This window comes from Mesorhizobium sp. 43Arga (assembly GCF_053714255.1).
On sequence record NZ_JBSKBO010000014.1, the window covers coordinates 72859 to 94847 of the forward strand.

The window sequence follows — 21989 nt, forward strand, 5'->3', positions numbered from 1 at the left end:
ACCGGCTCGATCCCTAGAAATACCCCATGATGCTCAGGTCCGCCGCATCTCCTGGGTCCGTGGGGTCGGCCGGCCGGCGCTGGCACATAGTGGCCTCCTCGTACCGCTGCCAAACGCCGACCGGCCCCCTTTCTTCTGACGGAACACCAGAACTTCGTGCCAAGGCACGAAGGACTCAGATTTTTTTGCCTGTAAGCAATCCGGCTCTCGTCTGCGATCCATGGCTGACGGCCGGCCAAAGCGACACGCGCAGGAGAGTACCCCCTCCATTTCATACATATGGCGCACAAGGGGCTTGCGGCAAGACCCGGCTCCTCCCGTAAAAACCACGCGGATCAGGCGCGAAAACGGGAGCGGCGATTGATGATTTCACAGCATGCGGTGGTGATCGCCGGGGGCGGTCCGACAGGATTGATGCTGGCGGGGGAACTCGCGCTGGCAGGGATCGACGTAGCCATCGTCGAGCGGCGCCAGGACCAGCGGCTGATCGGGTTGCGCGCGGGTGGCCTACACGCGCGCACCATCGAAGTCCTCGATCAGCGCGGAATTGCCGACCGGTTCGTCTCGCGGGGACAGAGTTTCCCGACCGTCGGCTTCCACATGATCCGTTTGGACATCAGCGACTTTCCCAGCCGGCACAACCATCTGCTGGCACTGCGGCAAAACCATATCGAACGGATATTGGCCGACTGGATCGACGAGTTGGGGGTGCCGACCTATCGCGGTCAGGACGTTACGGGTTTCGCGCAGGATGAGGTCGGTGTCGACCTGGATCTGTCCGGTGGCCAACGGTTGCGGGCGCAATACCTCGTCGGTTGCGACGGAGGACGCAGCACGATCCGCAAGGCGGCGGCTATCGAGTTCCCCGGATGGGATCCGACGATGAGCTGGATGATCGCCGAGGTCGAAATGTCCAGGGAGCCGGCATTGGGCTTTCGCAGCGACGCCCACGGGATTCATGCGATAGGCAAGATCGAGGAAAGCGACCGGGTGGGTGTCGTGCTGACCGAGAGACAACTGACCATCGGCAGCGAACCGACGTTGGCCGATCTCCGTGAGGCGCTTGTCGCCGTCTATGGCACCGATTACGGGGTCCACAGTCCAACCTGGATTTCCCGCTTTACCGACATGACACGGCAGGCCGCCGCCTACCGCGACAGACGTGTCCTGCTGGCCGGCGACGCCGCGCACATCCACCCTCCGATGGGCGGGCAGGGGCTCAATATTGGCGTGCAGGATGCGGTCAATCTGGGGTGGAAGCTGGCCCAGGTGGTCAAGCGGACCTCACCGGAAAGCCTTCTCGACAGCTATCACGCCGAACGTCATCCGATCGCCGCTCGCGTCCTGCGCAACGCGAAGGCACAGGTTGCGCTTCGCCGCATGGATGCCAGCACCAAGGCGTTGAACGACATCTTTACCGAACTGCTTGGCATGGACGAGCCACGCAAACGGATCGCCGCGGAGATGTCTGGTCTGGGTATCCATTACGATCTCGGCGAGGGACATCCACTGCTTGGGCGGCGAATGCCCGACCTCGACCTGGCTGCGGCCAGCGGTCCGGTGCGGGTGTTCAGTCTGCTGCATGACGCCCGGCCGGTGCTTCTCAACCTCGCTGAATCAGGCGGACTGGACATTGCACCCTGGGCGGATCGGGTTCGGCAGATCGAAGCTGGATATGACGGCACCTGGGAGCTACCGGTCCTCGGGACGGTCGCCGCGCCCGCCGCCGTGCTGATCCGGCCCGATGGCTATGTGGCCTGGGTTGGGGTCGGAACCCAACAGGGGCTGGCTGAGGCGCTGGCCGCCTGGTTCGGGCCGCCCGCCGCCAGTTAGCGGACAGATAGAGGCGGGTCCACGCGATCTCTTGAAACGCATCGCGTGGCAGCTTGCGACAAGGCAAAAATTGACAGTTCTCCTGACAATCGATTGACAGGAGGTTTCATCTATGCAGAAATTGGTTGGACCATTGGACCACTTGGATTCGGGAGGATTTGTGGACCAAAACAGCCTGCCACCCATTCAGACGACGGCGCGCGATGACGCCGTGCTGAAGGCGTTGGTGGGCTTTGTCCGCGCCGAGGCCTTGCAGCCCGGCGAGCGGCTTCCGACCGAACGTATTCTGGCCGAGCGACTGAAGGTCAGCCGCAACACGGTGCGCGAGGCGCTGACGCGGTGGGAGGGGCTAGGTCTCGTCGAACGCCGGCAAGGCAGCGGCACCTATCTCAAGGCGGCTGTCTCGCCCGACATGCTGCACATGCCGCTGACGCTGGCAGGCGGCAACGACTTCACCAGCCTGATGCATACGCTTGAAATCCGCCGCGCGCTGGAAGCGGAGGCGGCGGCCCTTTGCGCCGAACGCGCCAGCCCGGCGGACATTGCCGAGATCAAGCGCAAGCTCGACATCATGGAGCAGGCCTTCCGCACCCGCGACGGCATGTCGTCGGAAGAGGACTGGGAGTTCCACCAGGCGATCTACCGGGTCTCCGGCAATCCGCTGTTCGAGCAGATCATCGCCGCCATGCACGAACTGTTCCATCGCTTCTGGGAGCATCCGCTGGGCGTGCGCGATTTCGGCCACGCCAGCTTTCCCTATCACCGAACTATCTACGAGTGCATTGCCGCACGCAACCCGCAAGGCGCCCGCGCCGAGGCGCTCAAGCTGATCGCCACCGTCGAGGACGATCTGAAGCGCGGTGCTGCCAAACTCAAACTTTCGAGCCAGACATGAACGAGCATCCGACCGGTTTCGATCACGATTATCTCGCCGAGGCGGCAACGCTTTTGGCGCATGACGAGCCGTTTCCGGGGGGCGCGGTGGTGCCGCCGATCTACCAGACCTCGCTGTTCACCTTCGCCAGCTATGCCGAAATGGCCGATACATTTGCCGGCAAACGAAAGCAGCCGATCTATTCGCGGGGCGACAATCCGACGGTGATGGAATTCGAGGCGCGCGTTGCCGCGCTCGAAGGCGCTGAAGCCGCGCGCGGCTTTTCCAGCGGCATGGCGGCCATCAGCGCCACCGTGCTTGCCTTTGTCGGCGCGGGCGAGCGCATTGTCGCCGTGCGCAACTGTTATGGCGATGCCTACAGGCTGTTCGAACGGCTTCTGCCGCGGCTCAACATCAAGGTCGACTACGTCGACGGCTCCGACCCGGACGCTGTCGCGGCGGCACTTCCCGGCGCCAAGCTGCTCTATCTGGAAAGCCCGACCTCGATGATGTTCGAGCTCCAGGACATCGCGCATTTGACGCGGCTGGCCAAAGAGCAGGGCATCGTCACCACGATCGACAATTCCTGGGCGACGCCGGTGTTCCAGAAGCCGATTTCGCACGGCGTCGACCTGGTGCTGCATTCGGCCTCGAAATATCTCGGCGGCCACAGCGACACGGTTGCCGGCGTGGTGGCGGGTTCGGCCGCCCACATCAAGCACATCAACGAGCAGACCTATTCCTATCTCGGTGGCAAGCTGTCGCCATTCGAGGCCTGGCTGCTGCTACGCGGCCTGCGCACGCTGCCGCTGCGCCTGCCGCATCACATGAAGAGCGGCCTGACCCTCGCCGAGCGGCTGAAGGCGCATGCCCATGTCGAGCGCGTCAACCATCCAGCCTATTCGAACCATCCCGGCAAGGCGACGCTGGCCGGCTATGCCGGGCTGTTCTCCTTCGAGGTGACGGACGATATCAACATCCCGGTCTTCGTCGACGCGCTGAAATATTTCCGCATCGGCGTCAGCTGGGGCGGGCACGAAAGCCTGGTTGTGCCGGCCAAGGCGTCGCTGGAGCAGACGCCGGGACTGAATTCGATGGCGCGCTTCGGCGTCAGCCCCCGAACCATCCGCTTCAATGTCGGATTGGAAAGTGTCGAAGACCTCTGGGCCGACGTCGCCCAGGCCTTCGAAAAAGCCAGAAAATAACAAACGGGTTCAAAATGGGAGTCTTGAACATGAAAAAGCTGACCGTCATGCTTGCCACCGTTGCGGGGCTGGCGATTTCCGCCGGGAGCGCGCTGGCCGATTCGACCCTTAAGATGGTCGAAGTCATCACCAGCCCGCCGCGCACCGAATTCCTGAAAAAGCAAATCGCCGAGTTCGAGGCCGCCAATCCCGGCGTCAAGGTCGAGCTGATCTCACTGCCCTGGGGCCAGGCCTTCGAAAAGTTCCTGACCATGGTGCAGGCCGGCGACACGCCCGACGTGGTCGAAATGCCGGAACGCTGGATGGGCCTCTATGCCAACAATGCCCAGCTCGAGGATCTCGGTCCCTACATGGCCAAATGGGACGACGCCAAGACGCTCGGCGAGCGCGCCAAGCAGTTCGGCTCGACCGTCAACAACACCCAGTTCATGATCCCCTACGGCTACTATGTGAATGCTCTGTTCTGGAACAAGAAGCTGTTCAAGCAAGCCGGCCTTGACGGCCCGCCGGCGACGCTCGACGAGTTCGTCGCCGACTCCAAGAAGATCTCCGCCATTCCAGGCAAATACGGCTACTGCCTGCGCGGCGGACCCGGCGCCTTCAACGGCATGCACATGTTCATGAACATCGCTCAGGGCAAAGGCGGATACTTCAACAAGGACGGCACCTCGACCATCAATGAGGAAGGCTCGGTCAAGGGCCTGCAGATGCTGGCCGACATGTACAAGGACGGGCTGGCGCCGAAGGATGCGGTGAGCTGGGGCTTCAACGAAACCGTCACCGGTTTCTACTCCGGCACCTGCGCCATGCTCAACCAGGATCCGGACGCCCTGCTCGGCATCGCCGACAAGATGAGCGCCGACGACTTCGCCGTGGCGCCGCTGCCGGTCGGTCCTAGCGGCAAGTCCTATCCGACGCTCGGCTATGCCGGCTGGGCGATGTTCGCCAACTCGCAGCACAAGGACGATGCCTGGAAGCTGATGGCGACGCTGCTCTCGCCCAAGGACAATCTCGAATGGGCCAAGGAAGTCGGCGTGGTGCCGATCCACAACGGCGCCGACCAGGATCCGCATTTCAAGACCGAGCAGTTCAAGGGCTGGTTCACCGAGCTCAGCGACACCTCCAAATATGAAATGGTGACGCCGCCGACGCATCTGGAAAACCTCGGCAATTTCGTCGATCAGGTGGCGATCAAGAATTTCCAGGAAGTGCTGCTTGGCCAAAAGACCGCGAAGGACGTCGCCGACCAATGGGCTGCCTTCCTGACAAAGGAACAGCAGGACTGGCTGGCGAAGAACAAGAAGTAAGCGCCTTCTTCCTTCTCCCCGTTTCACGGGGAGAAGGTGTCCCGAAGGGACGGATGAGGGGCAGCGCCAAGTTTTGAGAAGCTAGCACCGCCCCTCATCTGCCTGCCCGGCCTCCGCAGCAGCTGCGCCGCAGCTTCAGAGGGTCGACCGGCATCTTCTCCCCGTTGAACGGGGAGAAGGACGCCGTTTTGCCTTCCCATCCTCCACCGTAGAGCCAAATCCATGACCTACGCCGTGTCCGAAATCCGATCCACCGGCAAGCCGCGACGAAAGCGGCTGTCGTACGCCGCCATCGAGCCCTGGCTCTATCTCAGCCCGTCGATCATCCTGCTGGTTGTGGTGCTGCTGGTGCCGCTGGTCATCGGCATCAGCTACTCGTTCCGCAAATTCTCGGCCTTCAAGTCCGAATTTGTCGGGCTCGGGCAGTATCGCGCGATGCTGTCGGATCCGGTGTTGGGGCAGGCGCTGGTCAACACGCTGTGGTGGACGGTCGCCAGCCTGTTCTTCCAGTTCTTCCTCGGCCTTGGCCTGGCGCTGCTGCTCGACAAGCCGTTCCGGGGCCGCAAGGCGGTGCAGGCGCTGGTGTTCCTGCCCTGGGCGGTGCCGTCGTTCCTGTCCGGCCTGACCTGGGCCTGGCTGTTCAACCCGATCATCGGCCCGTTGCCGCATTGGCTTTTCGCACTCGGGCTGAAGGCCGAGCCAACCAACATTCTCTCGGATCCCGCCACCGCCATGTGGGGGCCGATCGTCGCCAATGTCTGGTTCGGCATTCCGTTCTTCGCCATCACGCTGCTGGCGGCGCTGAAGTCCATTCCGTCGGAATTGCATGAGGCGGCGGCGATCGACGGCGCTTCGCCCTGGCAGCGCTTCACCAAGGTGACGCTGCCGTTCCTGGCGCCGACGATCGCCATAACGGTGATGCTGCGCACCATTTGGATCGCCACCTTTGCCGACCTGATCTTCGTCATGACCGAGGGCGGACCGGCCGGCTCGACCAACACGGTGCCGGTCTACATCTATGTCAGCGCCTTCAAATCGCTGGACAAGGGCTATGCCTCGGCGGTGGCCGTGCTGCTGCTTGTCCTGCTCATTGCCTATGCGATCGCGCTGATCGCCATCCGTCGCTCCCTGGTGAGGCACGTCTGATGATCGCGGGACGCTCAACCTCACAACGGTTCTTCGGCAGTGTCGGCCTCTACGCGGCAATCGCAGCCTATGTGGTCTTCGCCTTGTTCCCGATCTACTGGACGCTGAAGATCTCGGTCACGCCGGAACGGCTGCTCTATTCGGAAGGCGTCACCTTCTGGCCTTCGCGGATGACGTTGCAGAATTTCGTCACCGTGCTCGAAGCCACCGATTTCCCGCGCTATTTCCTCAACAGCGTCATCGTCTCGGTGTCGACGGCGGCCTTGGTGACAGTCGTCGCCACGCTCGCCGGCTATGCCATGTCGCGCTTCACCTTTCGCGGCAAGGCGGTGCTGGCCTTGATGCTGCTTTTGACCCAGACCTTTCCGCTGGTGATGGTCATTCCGCCGATCTACCGGGTGATGGGGCAGATCGGCCTGATCAACAGCCTGACAGGGCTGATCATCATCTACACCGCCTTCAACACCGCCTTCGCCACCTTCCTGATGCAGTCCTTCTTTGACGGCATCCCGAAGGATCTGGAGGAAGCCGCGATGATCGACGGCTGCACGCGGGCCCAGGCGATGCGCAAGGTGATCGTGCCGCTGACGCTGCCCGGCATGGGGGCGACGCTTGGCTTCGTTTTCACTGCTGCCTGGAGCGAGCTTCTGTTCGCCCTGATGCTGATTTCCAGCGACGACCAGAAGACTTTCGCGGTCGGCCTGCTCACCTTTATCGGCAAGTTCGCCGTCGACTGGGGGCAGATGATGGCGGCATCCATCCTGGCGCTGATCCCGGTCTGCATCTTCTTCGCCTTCCTGCAACGCTATCTCGTCACCGGCCTGACCGCCGGCGCCGTCAAAGGATAGATCGATGGCTTCTGTTACACTCGATAAGGTCCGCAAGGATTATGGCGCCGTCCGCGTCCTGCATGCGGTCGACCTTGAAATCGCCGATGGCGAGTTCGTCGTCCTGGTCGGGCCGTCCGGTTGCGGCAAGTCAACGCTTTTGCGCATGATCGCCGGGCTGGAGGAGGCTTCCGGCGGCGAGATCCGCATCGGCGAGCGGCTGGTCAACGACGTCGCGCCGAAAGATCGCGATATCGCTATGGTGTTCCAGTCCTATGCGCTCTATCCGCACATGGACGTGTCGAAGAACATGGGCTTCAGCCTGCTCTTGAAGAAGGCGGAGAAGTCCACGATCGATGCAAGGGTGGATGGCGCAGCCAAGCGGCTCGGGCTGGACACATTCCTGCAACGCTTGCCGCGGCAATTGTCCGGCGGCCAGCGCCAGCGCGTCGCCATGGGGCGCGCCATCGTGCGCGATCCCAAGGTTTTTCTCTTCGACGAGCCGCTCTCCAACCTCGACGCCAAGCTGCGCGTGCATATGCGGGCCGAGATCAAGGCGCTGCACCAGCAGTTGAAGACCACCTCGGTCTACGTCACCCACGACCAGATCGAGGCGATGACCATGGCCGACCGGATCGTCGTCATGCATGACGGGCTGATCCAGCAGGTCGGCGCGCCGCTCGATCTCTATGACCGGCCAGCCAACGTGTTCGTTGCCGGCTTCATCGGCTCACCGGGCATGAATTTCCTGCCCGCAACGGTAGAGAAGGCTGCAAAGGTGGACGCCGTTCTTTCCGATGGCCAGAAGCTGCGGCTGCCGGATGGCCTGCCGCTCAAGGGCGGCGACGCGATCACCATCGGCCTGCGGCCCGAACATATAAGGCTGGCCGAAGACGGCGCGCTGCAGGGCGAGGTGGTGGTGGTGGAGCCGCTCGGGCTTTCGACGCAGTTCTACGTCAAATTGGCGAACCAGCAGCTCTGCGTCTTTGCCATGGGGCGCGCCGGCGTAAAGCCCGGGGACACCGTGAGGCTGGCGGCCGATCCGGTGGCGCTGCATCTGTTCGATCCGAAAATCGGCGATCGCATCGGCTGAAGGAGATTTCGGGCGGGGCTGAGGGAATTCGGCACAGCCTCTGTCTTGCAAACAAAATCGCCGCCCGGTGGGGCTATTTGTTGCGCTACCTTCGCGGCCGATTTCTCGGGAAAGGCACGATCGTCAGCGGCGACTTCTGAAATTCCGCAGCCGCTATTTCTTCGATCATCACATCTAGCCTGGCGCGGATCTTTTGGCTTGTTTCGTCTTCGCCGCACAGGCGGTTTTGTGCGCATTCCAACAGCTCGCGCGCCGCTGCAAAGTCGCTTTGCATCGCAACACCCACTAGCCAACCCAACGCCGCATCGTCCTCCCACTTAGTTTAGGGATTGCTAATGGATGAATCGGCAATTTAAGGAATGGCGGCTCTTGGTTTAGCCATATTGGCTACCAGACGCGTTATGCTGGCGGTCTCTTGCCTTAACAAAAACAACGGCTTGGATGCAAAAACGCCGCCCGATGGGCGGCGTTTTTGTTTGCAAGGGAAAACCCAGATTACTTGATCTTGGTTTCCTTGAATTCGACGTGCTTCTTGGCGACCGGGTCGTACTTGCGGAACGACAGCTTGTCGGTCTTGGTACGGCTGTTCTTGCTGGTCACGTAGAAGAAACCGGTGTCGGCGGTCGACAGAAGCTTGATCTTGATGTTTGCGGCTTTGGCCATGGTATCAGTCCGTTTGTTCGTGGGGTTTTGGCCGCTGGAGCACGGGAAAACACCCGGACGCGGGAAACTTGGCGCGACACATAAAGAACGTGCCTGGAAAGTCAAGCCCGGCGGAGCTTCTCGGCCCCACCGGAACCGCCCCTTGGCATCAAATCATGCGGTTTCTGTCTCCGGCGCCGCAATCTTTTTCCAGTCTCCAGTGGTGTTCCACCAGCGATTCGGATTGGCGCGGTCGTCCAGCCCCTTGGAGCGGCTGGCAAGGATCGGCTGGATGCGGATCACCGGCTCCTGGTAGGAATGGGCCTGGAAAATCGCCTCGACGACACGGCTGGCCAGTGCCTGGTCGTCGGGCAATTCGAATGACACCTCAACCGTGCCCGGGCGGCGGCGCAATTCGGTTTCGGCCCCGGCCGCGGCCCCTTCGAGCGGCCTGTAGCGCTCGATGCCATGCGCCGACTGATAGGCGTTGCGGTCATACTTGCCCATCGCCAGCGGGGCGATCGCAACCACCGCGTCCATGATGCGGTCGACATCCGCGGCCGGGGCCTGGAAGGTCACGAGCAGCAGGAGCGTCATTCGCAGGGATGTTGTTTCAAAGCCGCTGTCGATCATGGGAGTGTCCTCAACTTCCGATGTTTTGGGAATACTCTTTTACCGCGTGGCTCCTGACACGGTTCTGTCAGCAGCTGCCGCACACGGGAACAGAATCGCGATCGCAGACGCGCTACAAAAGGAGCTTGCGCACCAGCCTGAAGCAGACCAGGGCGATATAGGCGCCGAAGAACAGGCCGAGCGACCAGCCGAAGCCGGAAGGCCCGAAACTGTCCATGCCGATGCCGATCACCTGTGGGCCAAGCACCATGCCAACGCCGTAGCACAGCACGAAGGCTGCGTTGGCCGACGCCAGTTCGTGGCCCGAGAGCTGCGAACCGAGATGGGCGAGGCCGATCGTGTACATGGCCGCGACGACACCGCCCCAGACAAACAGAAGCGCTGCCATCAAGTGCCAGTTCGCGGCAAAGAAGGGCATGAACAGCGTGCCGGCAAGGCCAACCGTGGCGCAGGCGAGCAGCAGATAGCGCCGGTCCGAAACGCGGTCGCTGATCATGCCGATCGGAATCTGCAAGAGCACATTGCCAAGGCCGATCATGGTCAGCAGCAATGCGGCGTCGGCTTCGGAATAGCCGATGCGGTTGCCGTAGACCGGGAACAGCGCGAAGCCGCCGGTCTCGACCGCGCCGAACACCAGCACGGCAAAGGTCGCGGTCGGCACCAGCCAGATGTAGCGCAGGAAATTGCTGGTTTCGCCATCGGCGACGATGGAGGGGCTTTCGTTGCGCGCGGCCAGCACCGGTATCGCGGCCAGCGTGACCAGCGCGATGATGACGCCGAACGGCCTGAAGCCGGAACTGCCGAGATGGGCGAACAGCCACGGTCCGGCGGCAAAACCAAGCGACAGCACGGTGGCGTAGATGCCAAGGACAAGGCCGCGCCGGTGCGGCGGTGCCGACGTGCTGATCCAGAATTCAGACAGGATGAACAGCACCGTCAAGGCGATGTGCAGCACGATGCGCAGCGGGAACCACATCCAGAAATTGGGCGCGAAATGGAAGCCGACGAAGGCCAGAGCGCCGGTGGCAATCATGGCGATCATGGTCCAGGCGACGCCAAAGCGCATGGCGAGCGGTGTCGCCAACGGCGCGCCGGCGATCGAGGCCAGGCCGGCGACGGCGGTGTTGAGGCCGATCATCGAAGCCGAGTGGCCGCGCGTTTCCAGGATGACGCTGAGCAGCGGCATGCCGAGGCCAATGGCGATTCCGACGACGCTGATCGACGAGATCGCCGCCACCATTGGCAGCCAGTGTACGCGTTCGTCGCCCTGTGGTTGGGTATCGACCGTCATGGGATGCTGAATACTCTGTCTCGTTGATCTTACGCAATTTCGGAGGGAAAACCGCGTCACACCCTTCCTGGGATTGCTCTACAGAAGTTCGCGGGTGAAGCGGTTACGGACAAGCCGGTAGAACGGCACGGGACCGCCCGGACGCAACAGCGGATCATGGGCGAGGCGCTTTTCCAGCTCGTCCAGGATCATTCGGGTGATGTCGGGTATGTCGGCTTCCCTGGCCTTGGCAAGCGGCAGCCAGACCAGTTCCTCGAGTTCATTGGTCGGGCCGCCGCCCGGCAGTTCAACGGCCACATCGCTGCGCCAGGCGCTGAAGAAGCGCGTATCGAAGCGGCGCACCCGGTTGGGCGGAGTGATGGCGCGCGCGATGAAGCGCAGCGTTTCGAGCGAAGGCCTGACACCGTGTTCGACAAAACCTTGCCAGTCGCGCTTGTCGCAGGCAAAGGCGGCCCTCTCGCCGATGAGCAGCCCGGCTTCCTCATAGGTCTCGCGAATTGCGGACAAGGCGACAGCGCGGGCCCGCGCGGCACTGGTGCGGCCGGGACCCACCAGCAGCTTCGCTTCCTCGTCGCGATGCAATGCCGTGGCTGTCGCGATGCGGCTGTCGGCCGGATCGGTGCGGCCGCCCGGAAACACGAATTTTCCAGGCATGAAGGCGTGGCCGGCGTGACGGCGCCCCATCAGTACAAGCACCTCGTCGCCCTTGCGGTCGAGCAGGATCAGGGTCGCGGCATCACGCGGACGCAGAGGCCGGCCGCCATATGCGGTGAGACCCTTGTCGAGCTTGTCGACATCCGCCTTGGTCATTGCTTCCATGCGCAGGGACCTAGCGGAAACTTCTTGCATGCGAAAGTGGCCTTAGCGATTGGCGTGTTGCGCCAGTGGCGCATCAGGCGCCGTGGTGGGAGCCCGCCCCATCCTTTTCGCCACCGAATCCGTGCATATAGAACGCCCATTGCAGTCCGATGACGGCGCCTTTGACAGGCTGCAGCAGGGCAACCGACAAGATGATGGTCAAGGGCACCCAGATGAGGATGTGCTGCCAGGTGGACAAGGTCGATGTCGCTTCAACGCCCATGAAGGCGCCGAGAACGATGTGGCCGACGATGACGATGACCAGATAGGCCGGCAGGTCGTCGGCGCGATGGTGATGGATTTCCTCGCCACAGACGCTGCAAGTGTCGACGGTCTTGGTGAAGCCGCGAAACAGCTTGCCTTCGCCGCAGTTCGGGCAGCGGCCCAAAAGGCCGCGCTTCATCGCCGTCCACAAGGGGCGGGCAATCCGGCCCGTGTGATGTTCGCCGCCGAAAACCTGTTCTTGTATCCCGAATTCTTTTGGCATTATCGTCTCCTGCCGCGCGAACCCGATCGCGATTGCGACGCCCGGGCGCGGCCCTTGGCCTTGTGAAACGACCTGGTGGAGCCTGGCAGGGGCTTCGGGTCGGTCAGCATCTCGAAGCGCATGGCGCCGGCCATCGGTGCCACCTCGACGAGTCGGACCTCGACATGGTCCGCGAGCTGGTAGCCTTTGCCTGAGCGTTCTCCGAAGAGCGAGCGAGCCGTTTCGTCGTATATATAGTAGTCGCCGCCCAGAGTTGACACGGGGATGAAGCCATCGGCGCCATACTGCGGCAATTGGACAAATAGTCCTGATTTGGTGACGCCGGAGATTCGGGCGTCGAACCGGTCGTCGATGCGCTCGGCGAGATAGGCCGCGATCAGCCGGTCGACCGTGTCGCGCTCGGCCGCCATGGCACGCCGTTCCGTGCCGGAAATCAGTATCGCAACGTCTTCGAGCCGAGCTGCTTCGTCCTGCGTCAATCCTCCCGGACCGAGGCTGAGTGCGGCAATAAGCCCGCGATGCACGATCAAATCGGCATAGCGGCGGATCGGCGAGGTGAAATGGGCGTAGCGCCGGAGGTTGAGGCCGAAATGGCCGATATTCCCGGGCGAATATTCGGCCTGGCTCTGCGAGCGCAGCACCACCTCGTTGACCAGCGCCTCATTGTCGGCGCCGCGCACGCGCTCGAGAATGCCGTTGAACTGGCTCGGCCGCATCTGCGCGCCGCGCGCCATTGACAGGCCGAGCGTCTGCAGGAATTCGCGCAGCGATTCCTGCTTGGCGAGCGACGGCGCGTCGTGCACGCGGTAGACCAGCGCCTGCTTCTTCGCCTCCAGCGTCTCGGCGGCGGCGACATTGGCCTGGATCATGAATTCTTCGATCAGCTTATGGGCATCGAGCCGCTCCGGCACGATGACACGGTCGACCGTGCCATCCGGCTTGAGCATGATCTTGCGCTCCGGCAGGTCGAGTTCGAGCGGCTGGCGGCCGGCACGACCGCGCTTGAGGATCGCATAGGCATCCCAGAGCGGCTTCAGCACCGTGTCCAGGATCGGGCCGGTCTTGTCGTCGGGCACGCCGTCGATGGCCGCCTGCGCCTGCGGATAGGCGAGCTTCGCCGCCGATTTCATCATCACGCGGTGGAAGGAGTGCCTGATCTTGTGACCATCGGCGGAGAAGGTCATGCGCACGGCCAGCGCCGGGCGATCCTGGCCCTCTCGCAGCGAACAGAGATCGTTCGAGATGCGCTCCGGCAGCATCGGCACGACGCGATCCGGGAAGTAGACTGAATTGCCGCGCTTCAAGGCTTCGCGGTCCAGCGCCGTGCCATAGCGGACATAGGCGGCAACGTCAGCGATCGCCACGGTGGCGATCACGCCACCCGGGTTCTTTTCGTCGAGATCGGGCGTCGCGAAGACAGCGTCATCGTGGTCCTTGGCGTCGGCCGGATCGATGGTGACGAGAGGCAGGTCGCGCCAGTCCTCGCGGTGGTCAAGCGTCGCCGGCTTGACGGCTTCGGATTCGGCGATGACGTCGGCCGGAAAGATGTGCGGGATGTCGTGGGCGTGGATGGCGATCATCGAGACCGCTTTTTCGCTGGTCAGCGAGCCCAGCACATTGACCACCTTGGCTCTCGGCAGCCCGTAGCGGGAAGCCCGCGCCGGCTCGACCTCGACCAGGTCGCCATTCTTGGCGCCGTTCTGGAATTCCTTGTCGACGATCAACTCCGGCTGGCGCCGTTCCACCGGCTCGATGCGGAAGGTGCCGTCCTTTAGCACGCGGAAGACGCCGAGGACGGCATCGGTGCGCTTCTCGAAGATCTTCATCACCCGGCCGGTGTAGGCGGGGCCGGCCGGATCATCGGTCGGGAAGGTCTTGGCCAGGACGCGGTCGCCAATTCCCGGCGCCGGACCATTGCCGCTGCGCGAAACGCGGATAGAGACGACAGGTGGCTCGCCCGTGCCGACGGATTCCGCTGGATGCGCCAGCAGAATGCCGTCACCGTCACGGCCGAAAATGTCGAGCACGGCGACATGGGGCAGGGCGCCGACCCGGGCCAGTCGCTTGCGCTCCTTGGTGAGCACGCCTTCATCCTGCAGGTCACGCAGGAGATCTTTCAGCCAGATGCGGTCATCACCGCGCAAGGCGAAGGCCTTGGCGATGTCGCGCTTTCCGGCACGATCGGGATTTTCGGCGATATAGCGCAGGATTTCATCGCGCGAGGGCCGGTAGTCGTCCTTGACCTTGGCCCTGGTGTCGGCGGTGCGAGGATCGCCGTGGCTTCGTCCGGAAATCCTGCGCGCCACGCCGTCCTACCCTTTTTTCTTCGCGGCCGGCTTTTTGGCCGCCGTCTTCTTGGCTGCCGGCACCTTGGCCGCCTTGCGGAACGGCTTCTTGCCGCCGCCGCCCTTGGCTTCTTTCTCGGCAATCAGCGCCAACGCATCCTCGATGGTCACCGATTGCGGATCCTTGCCCTTGGGCAGCGTGGCATTGACCTTGCCGAAATTGACGTAAGGTCCGTATTTGCCGTCGCGCACGACGATCTTGCCGCCACCGTCCGGATGGTCGCCAAGCTCCTTCAGCGCCGCCGGCGTGCCGCCATTGCGGCCGCCCTTGCCCTTCGACTGCTTCTCGGCAATCACCGTGACGGCGCGGTTGAGGCCGATCGAGAACACATCCTCGATGCTGTCGAGATTGGCGTAGGTGCCATCGTGCAGCACGAACGGGCCGTAGCGGCCGAGCCCGGCCGAGATCATCTTGGATGTTTCAGGATGCTTGCCGATATCGCGCGGCAGCGCCAGCAACGCCAATGCTTTCTCATGGTCGATGGTTTCGGGCGTCCAGCCCTTGGGCAGGCTCGAGCGCTTGGCTTCCTTGCCGTCGCCGCGCTGGAGGTAGGGGCCGAAGCGACCCGAGCGCAGGGTGATTTCCTCCGCCGTATAGGGATCCTTGCCCAGCACCTTGATGCCGTCCTCGCCGCCGCCATTCTCGCCATTCGGGTTGGCGGCGTCGCCGAGCTGGCGGGTGAAGGAGCATTCGGGATAATTCGAGCAGCCGACGAAGGCGCCGAACTTGCCGAGCTTCAGCGATAGGTTGCCGGTGCCGCATTTCGGGCAGATGCGCGGGTTGGAGCCGTCTTCCCGCGTCGGGAACACCAGCGGCGCCAGTTCCTCGTTCAGCGCATCGAGCACGTCGGTGACGCGCAGTTCCTTTATGTCGGCGACGGCGCCGGAAAAATCCTTCCAGAAATCGCGCAGCACGTCCCTCCAGGCGAGCTTGCCGTCCGAGATCTCGTCGAGCTTTTCCTCCAGCGAAGCGGTGAAATCATATTCGACATAGCGCTCGAAGAAACTTTCGAGGAAGGCGGACAACAGGCGGCCCTTGGCCTGCGGCACCAGCCGGCGCTTGTCGATCGTGACATAGTCGCGGTCCTCGAGCGTCTTCAGGATTGCCGTATAGGTCGAAGGCCGGCCGATGCCGAGTTCTTCCAGCTTCTTGATCAGCGAGGCCTCGGAATAGCGCGGCGGCGGTTCGGTCGTGTGCTGGGTGGCGTTGATCGCCTGGCGGGCAAGCTGCTCGCCGGCGCGGATTTCCGGCAGACGGCGGTTTTCCTCGTCCTCCGCGTCGTCGTCCTTCTGATCGGTGTAGGCGGCGATGAAGCCGTCGAAGCGAACGACCGAACCGACAGCGCGAAGCTCGGCGGTGCGGGCACCGTTGACCGCTTCGATCTCGACCGTGGTGCGCTCGATCTCGGCCGGCTGCATCTGGCTGGCGATGGCGCGCTTCCAGATCAGCTCATAGAGCCGCGCCTGGTCGGCATCGAGATATTGCCGAACCGAGGCCGGGGTGCGCATGAAATCGGTCGGGCGGATCGCTTCGTGCGCTTCCTGGGCGTTCTTGGCCTTGGTCGTGTAGAAACGCGGCTTTTCCGGCAGGTATTTCGGGCCGAATTCCTTGGCGATAGCGTCGCGGGCAGCGTCGATCGCCTCGGGCGCCATCTGCACGCCGTCGGTTCGCATATAGGTGATCAGGCCGGCGGTCTCGCCGCCAATGTCCATGCCCTCATAGAGCCGCTGCGCCACCTGCATGGTGCGGGTGGCCGAAAAACCGAGGCCCGAGGAGGCGGCCTGCTGCAGCGTCGAGGTGGTGAAGGGCGGGCCTGGATTGCGCTTGGTCGGCTTTGCTTCCACCGACAACGCCTTGAAGATCGCGCCCTCGAGCATCGCCTTGATGTCGTCGGCCTGCGCCTTGTTGGCAATGTCGAGCTTCTGCAGCTTCTTGCGCTCGAAGGCGGTCAGCCGCGCTTCGAAAGTCTCGTTGCGCGGCGTGCCGAGGATGGCGGCGATCTGCCAATATTCCTCGCGGATGAAGCGTTCGATTTCGGATTCACGGTCGCAGACCAGGCGCAGTGCCACGGACTGGACGCGGCCGGCCGAGCGGGCGCCGGGCAATTTGCGCCACAGCACCGGCGACAGCGTGAAGCCGACGAGATAGTCCAGCGCCCGGCGGGCCAGATAGGCATCGACCAGCGGCGCGTCGATCTGGCGCGGATTGGCCATGGCTTCCAGCACCGACGATTTGGTGATGGCGTTGAAGACGACGCGGCTGACCGGCTTGTCCTTCAGCGCGCGCTTCTGCTTCAGCACTTCCAGAACATGCCAGGAAATGGCCTCGCCTTCGCGATCCGGGTCGGTGGCGAGGATCAGGCCGTCGGCATCCTTGACCGCCTTGGCGATGTCGGCGAGCCGCTTGCCCGAGGCGGTGTCGACTGCCCAGGACATGGCGAAGTCTTCATCCGGGCGCACCGAGCCATCCTTGGCCGGCAGATCGCGGACATGGCCGAACGAGGCCAGAACCTTATAGTTCTTGCCGAGGTATTTGTTGATTGTCTTCGCCTTGGCCGGCGATTCGACGACGACGACGTCCATGAGGTCTCATATCAGCTGTGATGCGGCAGAAGAATTCCGCTGCGCGCGACGAAATCTCGTTCTATTTGCCGCTCACATGGCCGCGCTTTTGCATCCGGTCAAGGGGAAGCGCCCAAATTGCGGGGCTGTTCGCAGCAATACACTCTTAGAGTGTATGGAGAAAATCACAGATTTCAGGCTGGGAAAGATGACGTCGCTTGCTCGGCGCAAACGGCCCGATTCATTTTCCACCGAGTCGGGGAGAAGGCGGTTGCGTACGCGCCGGGAAAGGCCGCCTGGCGTTGGCCGCCGGCTGCATGGAGGAATGCCCGGCGACCAGCCTTGTCCCGCCGGCAGGCGGGCGATTGTATCGAGGATCAATCAGCCTTGAGGATGTGCCAGACGCCGGCGACACCGTCTCCGTTCACATCGCCGGCCTTTTTGTCCTTGATGAAGGTGTAGACTGGCTTGCCGTCATAGGCCCACATCTTGGTGCCGTCAGTACGGTCGACGACGCTCCATTCGTCTTCCGCCTTGGCGCCGGCCGCGGCCTTCAGCGCCGGCCAGTTGGCGGCGCATTTGTCGTAGCAATTGGTCTTGCCCTTCTCGTCCTTGTCATAGGTATAGAGCGTCATGCCCTTGGCGTCGGTGTAGATCTTGGTGCCGTTGACCTTGGCCTCCTTCCACGCCCCGGCGGCGAAGGATGCGGCGGTGCTGAGAAGCAGTGCGGCCAGCCCTATGGTTATGGTTTTCATGGAAATCTCCCTGGCTGATATTGGAGAGGCGCGGGAAATCGCGGCCTCTTTGATATCAACGTCCCATGCGGGCGCTTTCGTCCCCGATGTCCGTATGCCGCCGACTTTCCACACAATGGTGATTGGCAGACAGGCCTAGCCGTCGCTATATCCGCCGGGGAGCAGTTGGAGTTTTGGAATGGCATTGGACATCGGCTATGTCAGCGCCGTCGGGGCGGGAGCCATCTCGTTCCTGTCGCCTTGCGTGCTGCCGCTGGTGCCGCCCTATCTCTGCTACATGGCAGGCGTGTCGGTCGACGATTTTCGCGGCAATGCGGGCGTCACGGCCCGCGAAGGTACACGCGGCGCGCTGCTCTCTTCATCGATCGCCTTCGTGCTCGGCTTCTCGACGGTGTTCGTGGCGCTCGGCGCCGGCGCCTCGACCATCGGACGGCTGCTGCGCGTCTGGCAGGAGCCGCTGGCGATGGGCGCCGGCGTGCTGATCATCCTGATGGGCCTGAATTTCCTCGGCATAGTGCGTATTCCGCTTCTGTCGCGCGAGGCGCGCTTCCAGTCGCAAGGCAAGCCGGCCAGTGCCGTCGCCGCCTATGTCATGGGGCTGGCCTTCGCCTTCGGCTGGACGCCGTGTATCGGCCCGGTGCTGGGGCCGATCCTGACGCTGGCCGGCGGGCGCGAAACCGTGGGCGAGGGCGCGCTGCTGCTCGCCGCCTATTCGCTCGGGCTGGGCATCCCCTTCCTGATCGCCGCGCTGTTTTCCGGCGCCTTCATGCGCTTCCTCGGCAAATTCCGCGTCCATCTCGGCCGCGTCGAAAAGGCAATCGGCGCGCTACTGGTCGTCGCCGGCGTGTTTTTCCTCACCGGCGGCGTGCAGGCGGTGTCCTATTGGCTGTTGGAGAATTTCCCGCTACTGGGTCGGCTGGGGTAGGTATCTGAGGCTCACTATCTCTTCGAGATTTTGCCCAGGAGAAACAGCGCAATTCCGCCGCCCAAAACTGCACCAATTAGTCCCGAAATAGCGTATCCTTGTATGGCGCCTTCCAGAGAAAAGTACCATATCTTGTCTGCAATCATGGCATATATGAACCAGCTAACCGGAATGCCGATACCAACTCCGACAACAAAAACAATAAAAACAATGAACATGTCGGCGACGTATGTCAATTGCTTCACGCCTTCTGTGGTGACGTCATATAGATATTTATTCAGTAAATAGTTTTGTTAGATTTAAGATGGATTAATATGAATGATCGTTGGCAGCGCGGTTAGGGTTTCTGAAGGGGGCGGTGGCCAATCACCGGAATTTAACCGCATTGGTGCAGCATGGCGCCACTGCTATCCTGTCTTGATTCCCAACCCTTTTCCTATGGTTGTTCGCCTATGAGCCAGAGATCCTGCCTGTCCGTCATCCTCGCCGCCGGCGAAGGCACGCGCATGAAGAGCGCTCTGCCGAAGGTGCTGCACCGGATTGCAGGCCTGCCGATGGTCGCCCATGTGGTGAAGGCGGCCGACGCCGCCGGTGCCAGCAGCGATGCGATCGTCATCGGCCATGGCGCGGAAGAGATGCGCAAGGCGGTGGCGAAGTTCTCGCCCAAGGCCGAGACCTTCGTGCAGGAAGAACGCCTGGGTACGGCGCATGCTGTTCTTGCCGCTCGCGAAGCGATATCAAGGGGTTATGACGACATCCTGGTGATGTTCGGCGACACGCCGCTGATCGATGCGGAAGCGCTGAACCTGGCGCGGCTGAAGCTCGCCGAAGGCGCGGCCGTCGCGGTGATCGGCTTCCGTCCGCCTCTTCCAAACGGTTATGGCCGGCTGGTCGAAAAAGGCGGCAAGCTGATTGCTATTCGCGAGGAAAAGGACTGTTCCGAGGCGGAAAAGAAGATCGGCTTCTGCAATGCGGGCATGATGGCGGTAGCCGGCGCCCACGCGCTGAAGTTGCTCGACGCGGTCGGCAACAAGAACGCCAAGGGGGAGTATTATCTGACCGACATCGTCGAGATCGCCGGCGCGCAAGGTCTTGATGTCGTTGCCACGGAAGCCAGTTTCGAGAATGCGCTCGGCATCAACAATCGCGCTGAACTGGCGCAGGCCGAAGGCATCTGGCAGCAACGTCGGCGCCAGGAGGCGATGCTGTCGGGCGTGACGCTGATCGCGCCGGAGACCGTCTATTTCTCGCATGACACCGAGATCGGCGCCGACACCGTCGTCGAGCCCAATGTCTGGTTCGGCCCGGGCGTGAAGATCGCCGGCGGCGCCAAGATCCATGCCTTCAGCCATATCGAAGGCGCAACCATTGCCGCGAACTGCGATGTCGGGCCGTTCGCGCGGTTGCGGCCGGGTGCCGATCTCCGGAACAAAGCAAAGGTCGGCAATTTCTGCGAGGTCAAGCAGGCTGTCATCGAGGAGGGCGCCAAGGTCAACCATCTGACCTATATCGGCGATGCCCGTGTTGGCGCGGCCGCCAATATCGGCGCCGGCACCATCACCTGCAATTATGACGGCTATTCGAAATTCTTCACCGATATAGGCGAGGGCGCCTTTATCGGCTCGAACTCCTCGCTGGTGGCGCCTGTGTCGATCGGCAAGGGCGGCTACATCGCTTCCGGCAGCGTGATCACCGAAAGCGTGCCCGACGATGCGCTGGCCTTTGGCCGCGCCCGCCAGAAGACGATCCCTGGCAAGGGCAAGGAGTTGCGCGAGCGCTTTGCCTCGGCCGCGGCGGCCAAGAAGAAGGTCGCTGGCGCCGATCACTGACGGTCAGTTGGCCGGCGCCGTATCTCGACTGAAGGTGGCGGTCACCTCGATCTTGCCGATGATGGCCCTGTTGAAATCGACGAGATCCTCGGCGGGAATCCAGTATTCCTGGTGCGACTTGCTGCCGGCGTGCTCGACCCGGTAGCCATCGAGAAAGCTTTTCAGCACGGCAAACCGGGTCACGAATCCCGCGCCGCTGGCCGGCACATTCCAGTCGCGCGCGATCTGCACGGCATAGGCTTCCGACAGAACCGGATAGAAGATAGGCTGTTCAGGAAGGCGTGGCGGAAATGCCCGCATGTCCGACGCCTCGATGAGTTTTAGCTCCCGAGGTCCGACCGGGCGCCAGAGTGTGATGGTGGGCTGGGCTTCATTCATGCTCGAAGCTTAGCCAAACAATGCCGGAACGACAATCGGATCGCTGAAAACTGAACATTTGCAGTAACCGGATTGCAAGAGCGGTCTGTCATGGTGCATGCGTGCGCAGCCGTCCGTTACACCGGACGAAATGCAATGTGACTTTCACGGCAGGCCGGCCATCCCTAAGTATCGCTGGTTTTCCATGAGGAATCGGGGGCTATCGGCATGTGCGGCATCGTTGGAATCGTCGGCCACTCGCAGGTCGCGCCGCTCATCGTTGATGCACTGAAGCGGCTGGAATATCGCGGCTATGACTCGGCCGGGGTGGCCACCATCGAGCATGGCGAGCTCGCCCGCCGCCGCGCCGAAGGCAAGCTGGTCAACCTCGAACGCCGGCTCAAGGACGAGCCGCTCGACGGCACGATCGGCATCGGCCACACGCGCTGGGCCACCCATGGCGTGCCCAACGAGACCAACGCGCATCCGCATTTTTCCGCAGGCGTCGCCATCGTCCACAACGGCATCATCGAGAACTTTGCCGAGCTGCGCGACGAGCTGGTCCGCGACGGCTATTCCTTCTCCTCGCAGACCGACACCGAGGTCGTCGCGCATCTGGTGGCGCGGGAGCTGGCCAAGGGGCTGAAGCCGGTCGAGGCCGCGCACCAGGCGCTGAAGCGGCTGGAAGGCGCCTTTGCGCTGGCCATCATGTTCAAGGGCGACGAGGACCTGATCGTCGGCGCCCGCAACGGCCCGCCGCTGGCCGTCGGCCATGGCGATGGCGAGATGTTCTTGGGGTCGGACGCCATCGCGCTGGCGTCGTTCACCAATTCGATCACCTATCTCGAGGACGGCGACTGGGCGGTGGTGCGCCGCGACAGCGTCGCCATCTTCGACATCGACGGCAACAAGGTCGAGCGCAAGCGCCAGCAGTCGCTGTCGACCTCCTTCATGGTCGACAAGGGCAACCGCCGGCATTTCATGGAAAAGGAAATCCATGAACAGCCCGAAGTGATCTCG

At 62.7% G+C, this 21989-nt stretch carries 20 protein-coding genes and 1 pseudogene; 10 read left to right on the forward strand and 11 right to left on the reverse strand.

The features are described from left to right. The first annotated feature begins 363 nt into the window (after positions 1-363). The 7 genes from ACWGS8_RS31670 to ACWGS8_RS31700 all read left to right on the forward strand — a co-directional run bounded on the left by ACWGS8_RS31670 (position 364) and on the right by ACWGS8_RS31700 (position 8285). Complete coding sequence (locus ACWGS8_RS31670; RefSeq protein WP_454584647.1) at positions 364-1833, forward strand: FAD-dependent monooxygenase; 1470 nt, start codon at positions 364-366, stop codon at positions 1831-1833. Positions 1834-1945: 112 nt separating this feature from the next. Then, entirely contained in the window at positions 1946-2728 is a 783-nt protein-coding gene (locus ACWGS8_RS31675; RefSeq protein WP_454584628.1) for a FadR/GntR family transcriptional regulator, read from the forward strand. Further along, entirely contained in the window at positions 2725-3912 is a 1188-nt protein-coding gene (locus ACWGS8_RS31680) for a PLP-dependent transferase (RefSeq protein WP_454584629.1), read from the forward strand. Before ACWGS8_RS31675 ends, ACWGS8_RS31680 begins: the two co-directional genes overlap by 4 nt. A 29-nt stretch (positions 3913-3941) precedes the next feature. Continuing rightward, positions 3942-5219 carry an ABC transporter substrate-binding protein gene (locus ACWGS8_RS31685; protein ID WP_032930431.1) on the forward strand — a complete coding sequence of 426 codons (1278 nt, stop codon included), beginning with the start codon at positions 3942-3944 and terminating at the stop codon, positions 5217-5219. A 222-nt stretch (positions 5220-5441) separates the two neighbouring features. Next, positions 5442-6365, forward strand: a complete 924-nt coding sequence (locus ACWGS8_RS31690) for a carbohydrate ABC transporter permease (RefSeq protein WP_454584630.1) — start codon at positions 5442-5444, stop codon at positions 6363-6365. Further along, positions 6365-7213: a carbohydrate ABC transporter permease gene (locus ACWGS8_RS31695; protein WP_454584631.1), complete on the forward strand. Its 849-nt coding sequence runs from the start codon at positions 6365-6367 to the stop codon at positions 7211-7213. The genes ACWGS8_RS31690 and ACWGS8_RS31695 overlap by 1 nt, the downstream gene beginning before the upstream one ends. A 4-nt stretch (positions 7214-7217) precedes the next feature. Beyond that, positions 7218-8285, forward strand: a complete 1068-nt coding sequence (locus ACWGS8_RS31700) for an ABC transporter ATP-binding protein (protein ID WP_454584632.1) — start codon at positions 7218-7220, stop codon at positions 8283-8285. A gap of 85 nt (positions 8286-8370) precedes the next feature. Here the strand turns inward: ACWGS8_RS31700 and ACWGS8_RS31705 are convergent, their stop codons facing one another. The 9 genes from ACWGS8_RS31705 to ACWGS8_RS31745 all read right to left on the reverse strand — a co-directional run bounded on the left by ACWGS8_RS31705 (position 8371) and on the right by ACWGS8_RS31745 (position 17858). Then, positions 8371-8559 carry a hypothetical protein gene (locus ACWGS8_RS31705; RefSeq protein ID WP_454584633.1) on the reverse strand — a complete coding sequence of 63 codons (189 nt, stop codon included), beginning with the start codon at positions 8557-8559 and terminating at the stop codon, positions 8371-8373. Positions 8560-8780: 221 nt separating this feature from the next. Next, entirely contained in the window at positions 8781-8948 is a 168-nt protein-coding gene (rpmG, locus tag ACWGS8_RS31710) for a 50S ribosomal protein L33 (protein ID WP_006201775.1), read from the reverse strand. A gap of 153 nt (positions 8949-9101) precedes the next feature. Next, positions 9102-9560 (reverse strand): hypothetical protein, encoded by a 459-nt coding sequence (locus ACWGS8_RS31715; RefSeq protein ID WP_095791031.1) that lies wholly within the window; start codon positions 9558-9560, stop codon positions 9102-9104. A gap of 112 nt (positions 9561-9672) precedes the next feature. Next, positions 9673-10851 carry an MFS transporter gene (locus ACWGS8_RS31720; protein ID WP_454584634.1) on the reverse strand — a complete coding sequence of 393 codons (1179 nt, stop codon included), beginning with the start codon at positions 10849-10851 and terminating at the stop codon, positions 9673-9675. Positions 10852-10929: 78 nt separating this feature from the next. Next, positions 10930-11670, reverse strand: coding sequence for an NUDIX hydrolase (locus ACWGS8_RS31725; protein WP_454584635.1), 741 nt, complete (start codon positions 11668-11670; stop codon positions 10930-10932). Positions 11671-11743: 73 nt separating this feature from the next. Further along, a complete protein-coding gene (locus tag ACWGS8_RS31730; protein WP_454584636.1) occupies positions 11744-12196 on the reverse strand; it encodes a DUF983 domain-containing protein in 453 nt (150 codons plus the stop codon). Then, positions 12196-14502 carry a ribonuclease R gene (gene rnr, locus ACWGS8_RS31735; RefSeq protein WP_454584637.1) on the reverse strand — a complete coding sequence of 769 codons (2307 nt, stop codon included), beginning with the start codon at positions 14500-14502 and terminating at the stop codon, positions 12196-12198. The genes ACWGS8_RS31730 and rnr overlap by 1 nt, the downstream gene beginning before the upstream one ends. A gap of 6 nt (positions 14503-14508) precedes the next feature. Continuing rightward, positions 14509-17124: a type I DNA topoisomerase gene (gene topA, locus ACWGS8_RS31740; RefSeq protein ID WP_454584638.1), complete on the reverse strand. Its 2616-nt coding sequence runs from the start codon at positions 17122-17124 to the stop codon at positions 14509-14511. A gap of 356 nt (positions 17125-17480) precedes the next feature. After that, positions 17481-17858 (reverse strand): COG4315 family predicted lipoprotein, encoded by a 378-nt coding sequence (locus tag ACWGS8_RS31745; RefSeq protein ID WP_454584639.1) that lies wholly within the window; start codon positions 17856-17858, stop codon positions 17481-17483. Positions 17859-18036: 178 nt separating this feature from the next. On the opposite strand from ACWGS8_RS31745, the gene ACWGS8_RS31750 reads away from it, so the two are divergent. Then, positions 18037-18783, forward strand: coding sequence for a cytochrome c biogenesis CcdA family protein (locus tag ACWGS8_RS31750; RefSeq protein WP_454584640.1), 747 nt, complete (start codon positions 18037-18039; stop codon positions 18781-18783). 14 nt (positions 18784-18797) lie between these two features. Here ACWGS8_RS31750 and ACWGS8_RS31755 read toward each other — a convergent pair whose 3' ends face one another. After that, positions 18798-19019: a hypothetical protein gene (locus tag ACWGS8_RS31755; protein WP_454584641.1), complete on the reverse strand. Its 222-nt coding sequence runs from the start codon at positions 19017-19019 to the stop codon at positions 18798-18800. A gap of 216 nt (positions 19020-19235) precedes the next feature. Between ACWGS8_RS31755 and glmU the strand changes: the two genes are divergently transcribed. Further along, complete coding sequence (glmU, locus tag ACWGS8_RS31760) at positions 19236-20612, forward strand: bifunctional UDP-N-acetylglucosamine diphosphorylase/glucosamine-1-phosphate N-acetyltransferase GlmU (protein ID WP_454584642.1); 1377 nt, start codon at positions 19236-19238, stop codon at positions 20610-20612. Between the two features lie 3 nt (positions 20613-20615). Here the strand turns inward: glmU and ACWGS8_RS31765 are convergent, their stop codons facing one another. Continuing rightward, a complete protein-coding gene (locus ACWGS8_RS31765; protein ID WP_454584643.1) occupies positions 20616-20990 on the reverse strand; it encodes an ADP-ribosylation/crystallin J1 in 375 nt (124 codons plus the stop codon). 207 nt (positions 20991-21197) lie between these two features. Here ACWGS8_RS31765 and ACWGS8_RS31770 point away from each other — a divergent pair. Then, positions 21198-21989 (forward strand): annotated as a pseudogene (locus ACWGS8_RS31770) (glutamine--fructose-6-phosphate transaminase (isomerizing)); the annotation flags it as partial.

Coding starts and splice junctions, on each gene's coding strand:
- ACWGS8_RS31720 (WP_454584634.1), bottom strand. CDS start 10,851: ATGACGGTCGATACCCAACCACAGGGCGACGAACGCGTACACTGGCTG.
- ACWGS8_RS31730 (WP_454584636.1), bottom strand. CDS start 12,196: ATGCCAAAAGAATTCGGGATACAAGAACAGGTTTTCGGCGGCGAACAT.
- ACWGS8_RS31750 (WP_454584640.1), top strand. CDS start 18,037: ATGGCATTGGACATCGGCTATGTCAGCGCCGTCGGGGCGGGAGCCATC.
- ACWGS8_RS31670 (WP_454584647.1), top strand. CDS start 364: ATGATTTCACAGCATGCGGTGGTGATCGCCGGGGGCGGTCCGACAGGA.
- ACWGS8_RS31680 (WP_454584629.1), top strand. CDS start 2,725: ATGAACGAGCATCCGACCGGTTTCGATCACGATTATCTCGCCGAGGCG.
- rpmG (WP_006201775.1), bottom strand. CDS start 8,948: ATGGCCAAAGCCGCAAACATCAAGATCAAGCTTCTGTCGACCGCCGAC.
- glmU (WP_454584642.1), top strand. CDS start 19,236: ATGAGCCAGAGATCCTGCCTGTCCGTCATCCTCGCCGCCGGCGAAGGC.
- ACWGS8_RS31675 (WP_454584628.1), top strand. CDS start 1,946: ATGCAGAAATTGGTTGGACCATTGGACCACTTGGATTCGGGAGGATTT.
- ACWGS8_RS31690 (WP_454584630.1), top strand. CDS start 5,442: ATGACCTACGCCGTGTCCGAAATCCGATCCACCGGCAAGCCGCGACGA.
- ACWGS8_RS31695 (WP_454584631.1), top strand. CDS start 6,365: ATGATCGCGGGACGCTCAACCTCACAACGGTTCTTCGGCAGTGTCGGC.
- ACWGS8_RS31705 (WP_454584633.1), bottom strand. CDS start 8,559: ATGCAAAGCGACTTTGCAGCGGCGCGCGAGCTGTTGGAATGCGCACAA.
- ACWGS8_RS31715 (WP_095791031.1), bottom strand. CDS start 9,560: ATGATCGACAGCGGCTTTGAAACAACATCCCTGCGAATGACGCTCCTG.
- ACWGS8_RS31700 (WP_454584632.1), top strand. CDS start 7,218: ATGGCTTCTGTTACACTCGATAAGGTCCGCAAGGATTATGGCGCCGTC.
- ACWGS8_RS31765 (WP_454584643.1), bottom strand. CDS start 20,990: ATGAATGAAGCCCAGCCCACCATCACACTCTGGCGCCCGGTCGGACCT.
- ACWGS8_RS31745 (WP_454584639.1), bottom strand. CDS start 17,858: ATGAAAACCATAACCATAGGGCTGGCCGCACTGCTTCTCAGCACCGCC.
- ACWGS8_RS31685 (WP_032930431.1), top strand. CDS start 3,942: ATGAAAAAGCTGACCGTCATGCTTGCCACCGTTGCGGGGCTGGCGATT.
- ACWGS8_RS31725 (WP_454584635.1), bottom strand. CDS start 11,670: ATGGAAGCAATGACCAAGGCGGATGTCGACAAGCTCGACAAGGGTCTC.
- topA (WP_454584638.1), bottom strand. CDS start 17,124: ATGGACGTCGTCGTCGTCGAATCGCCGGCCAAGGCGAAGACAATCAAC.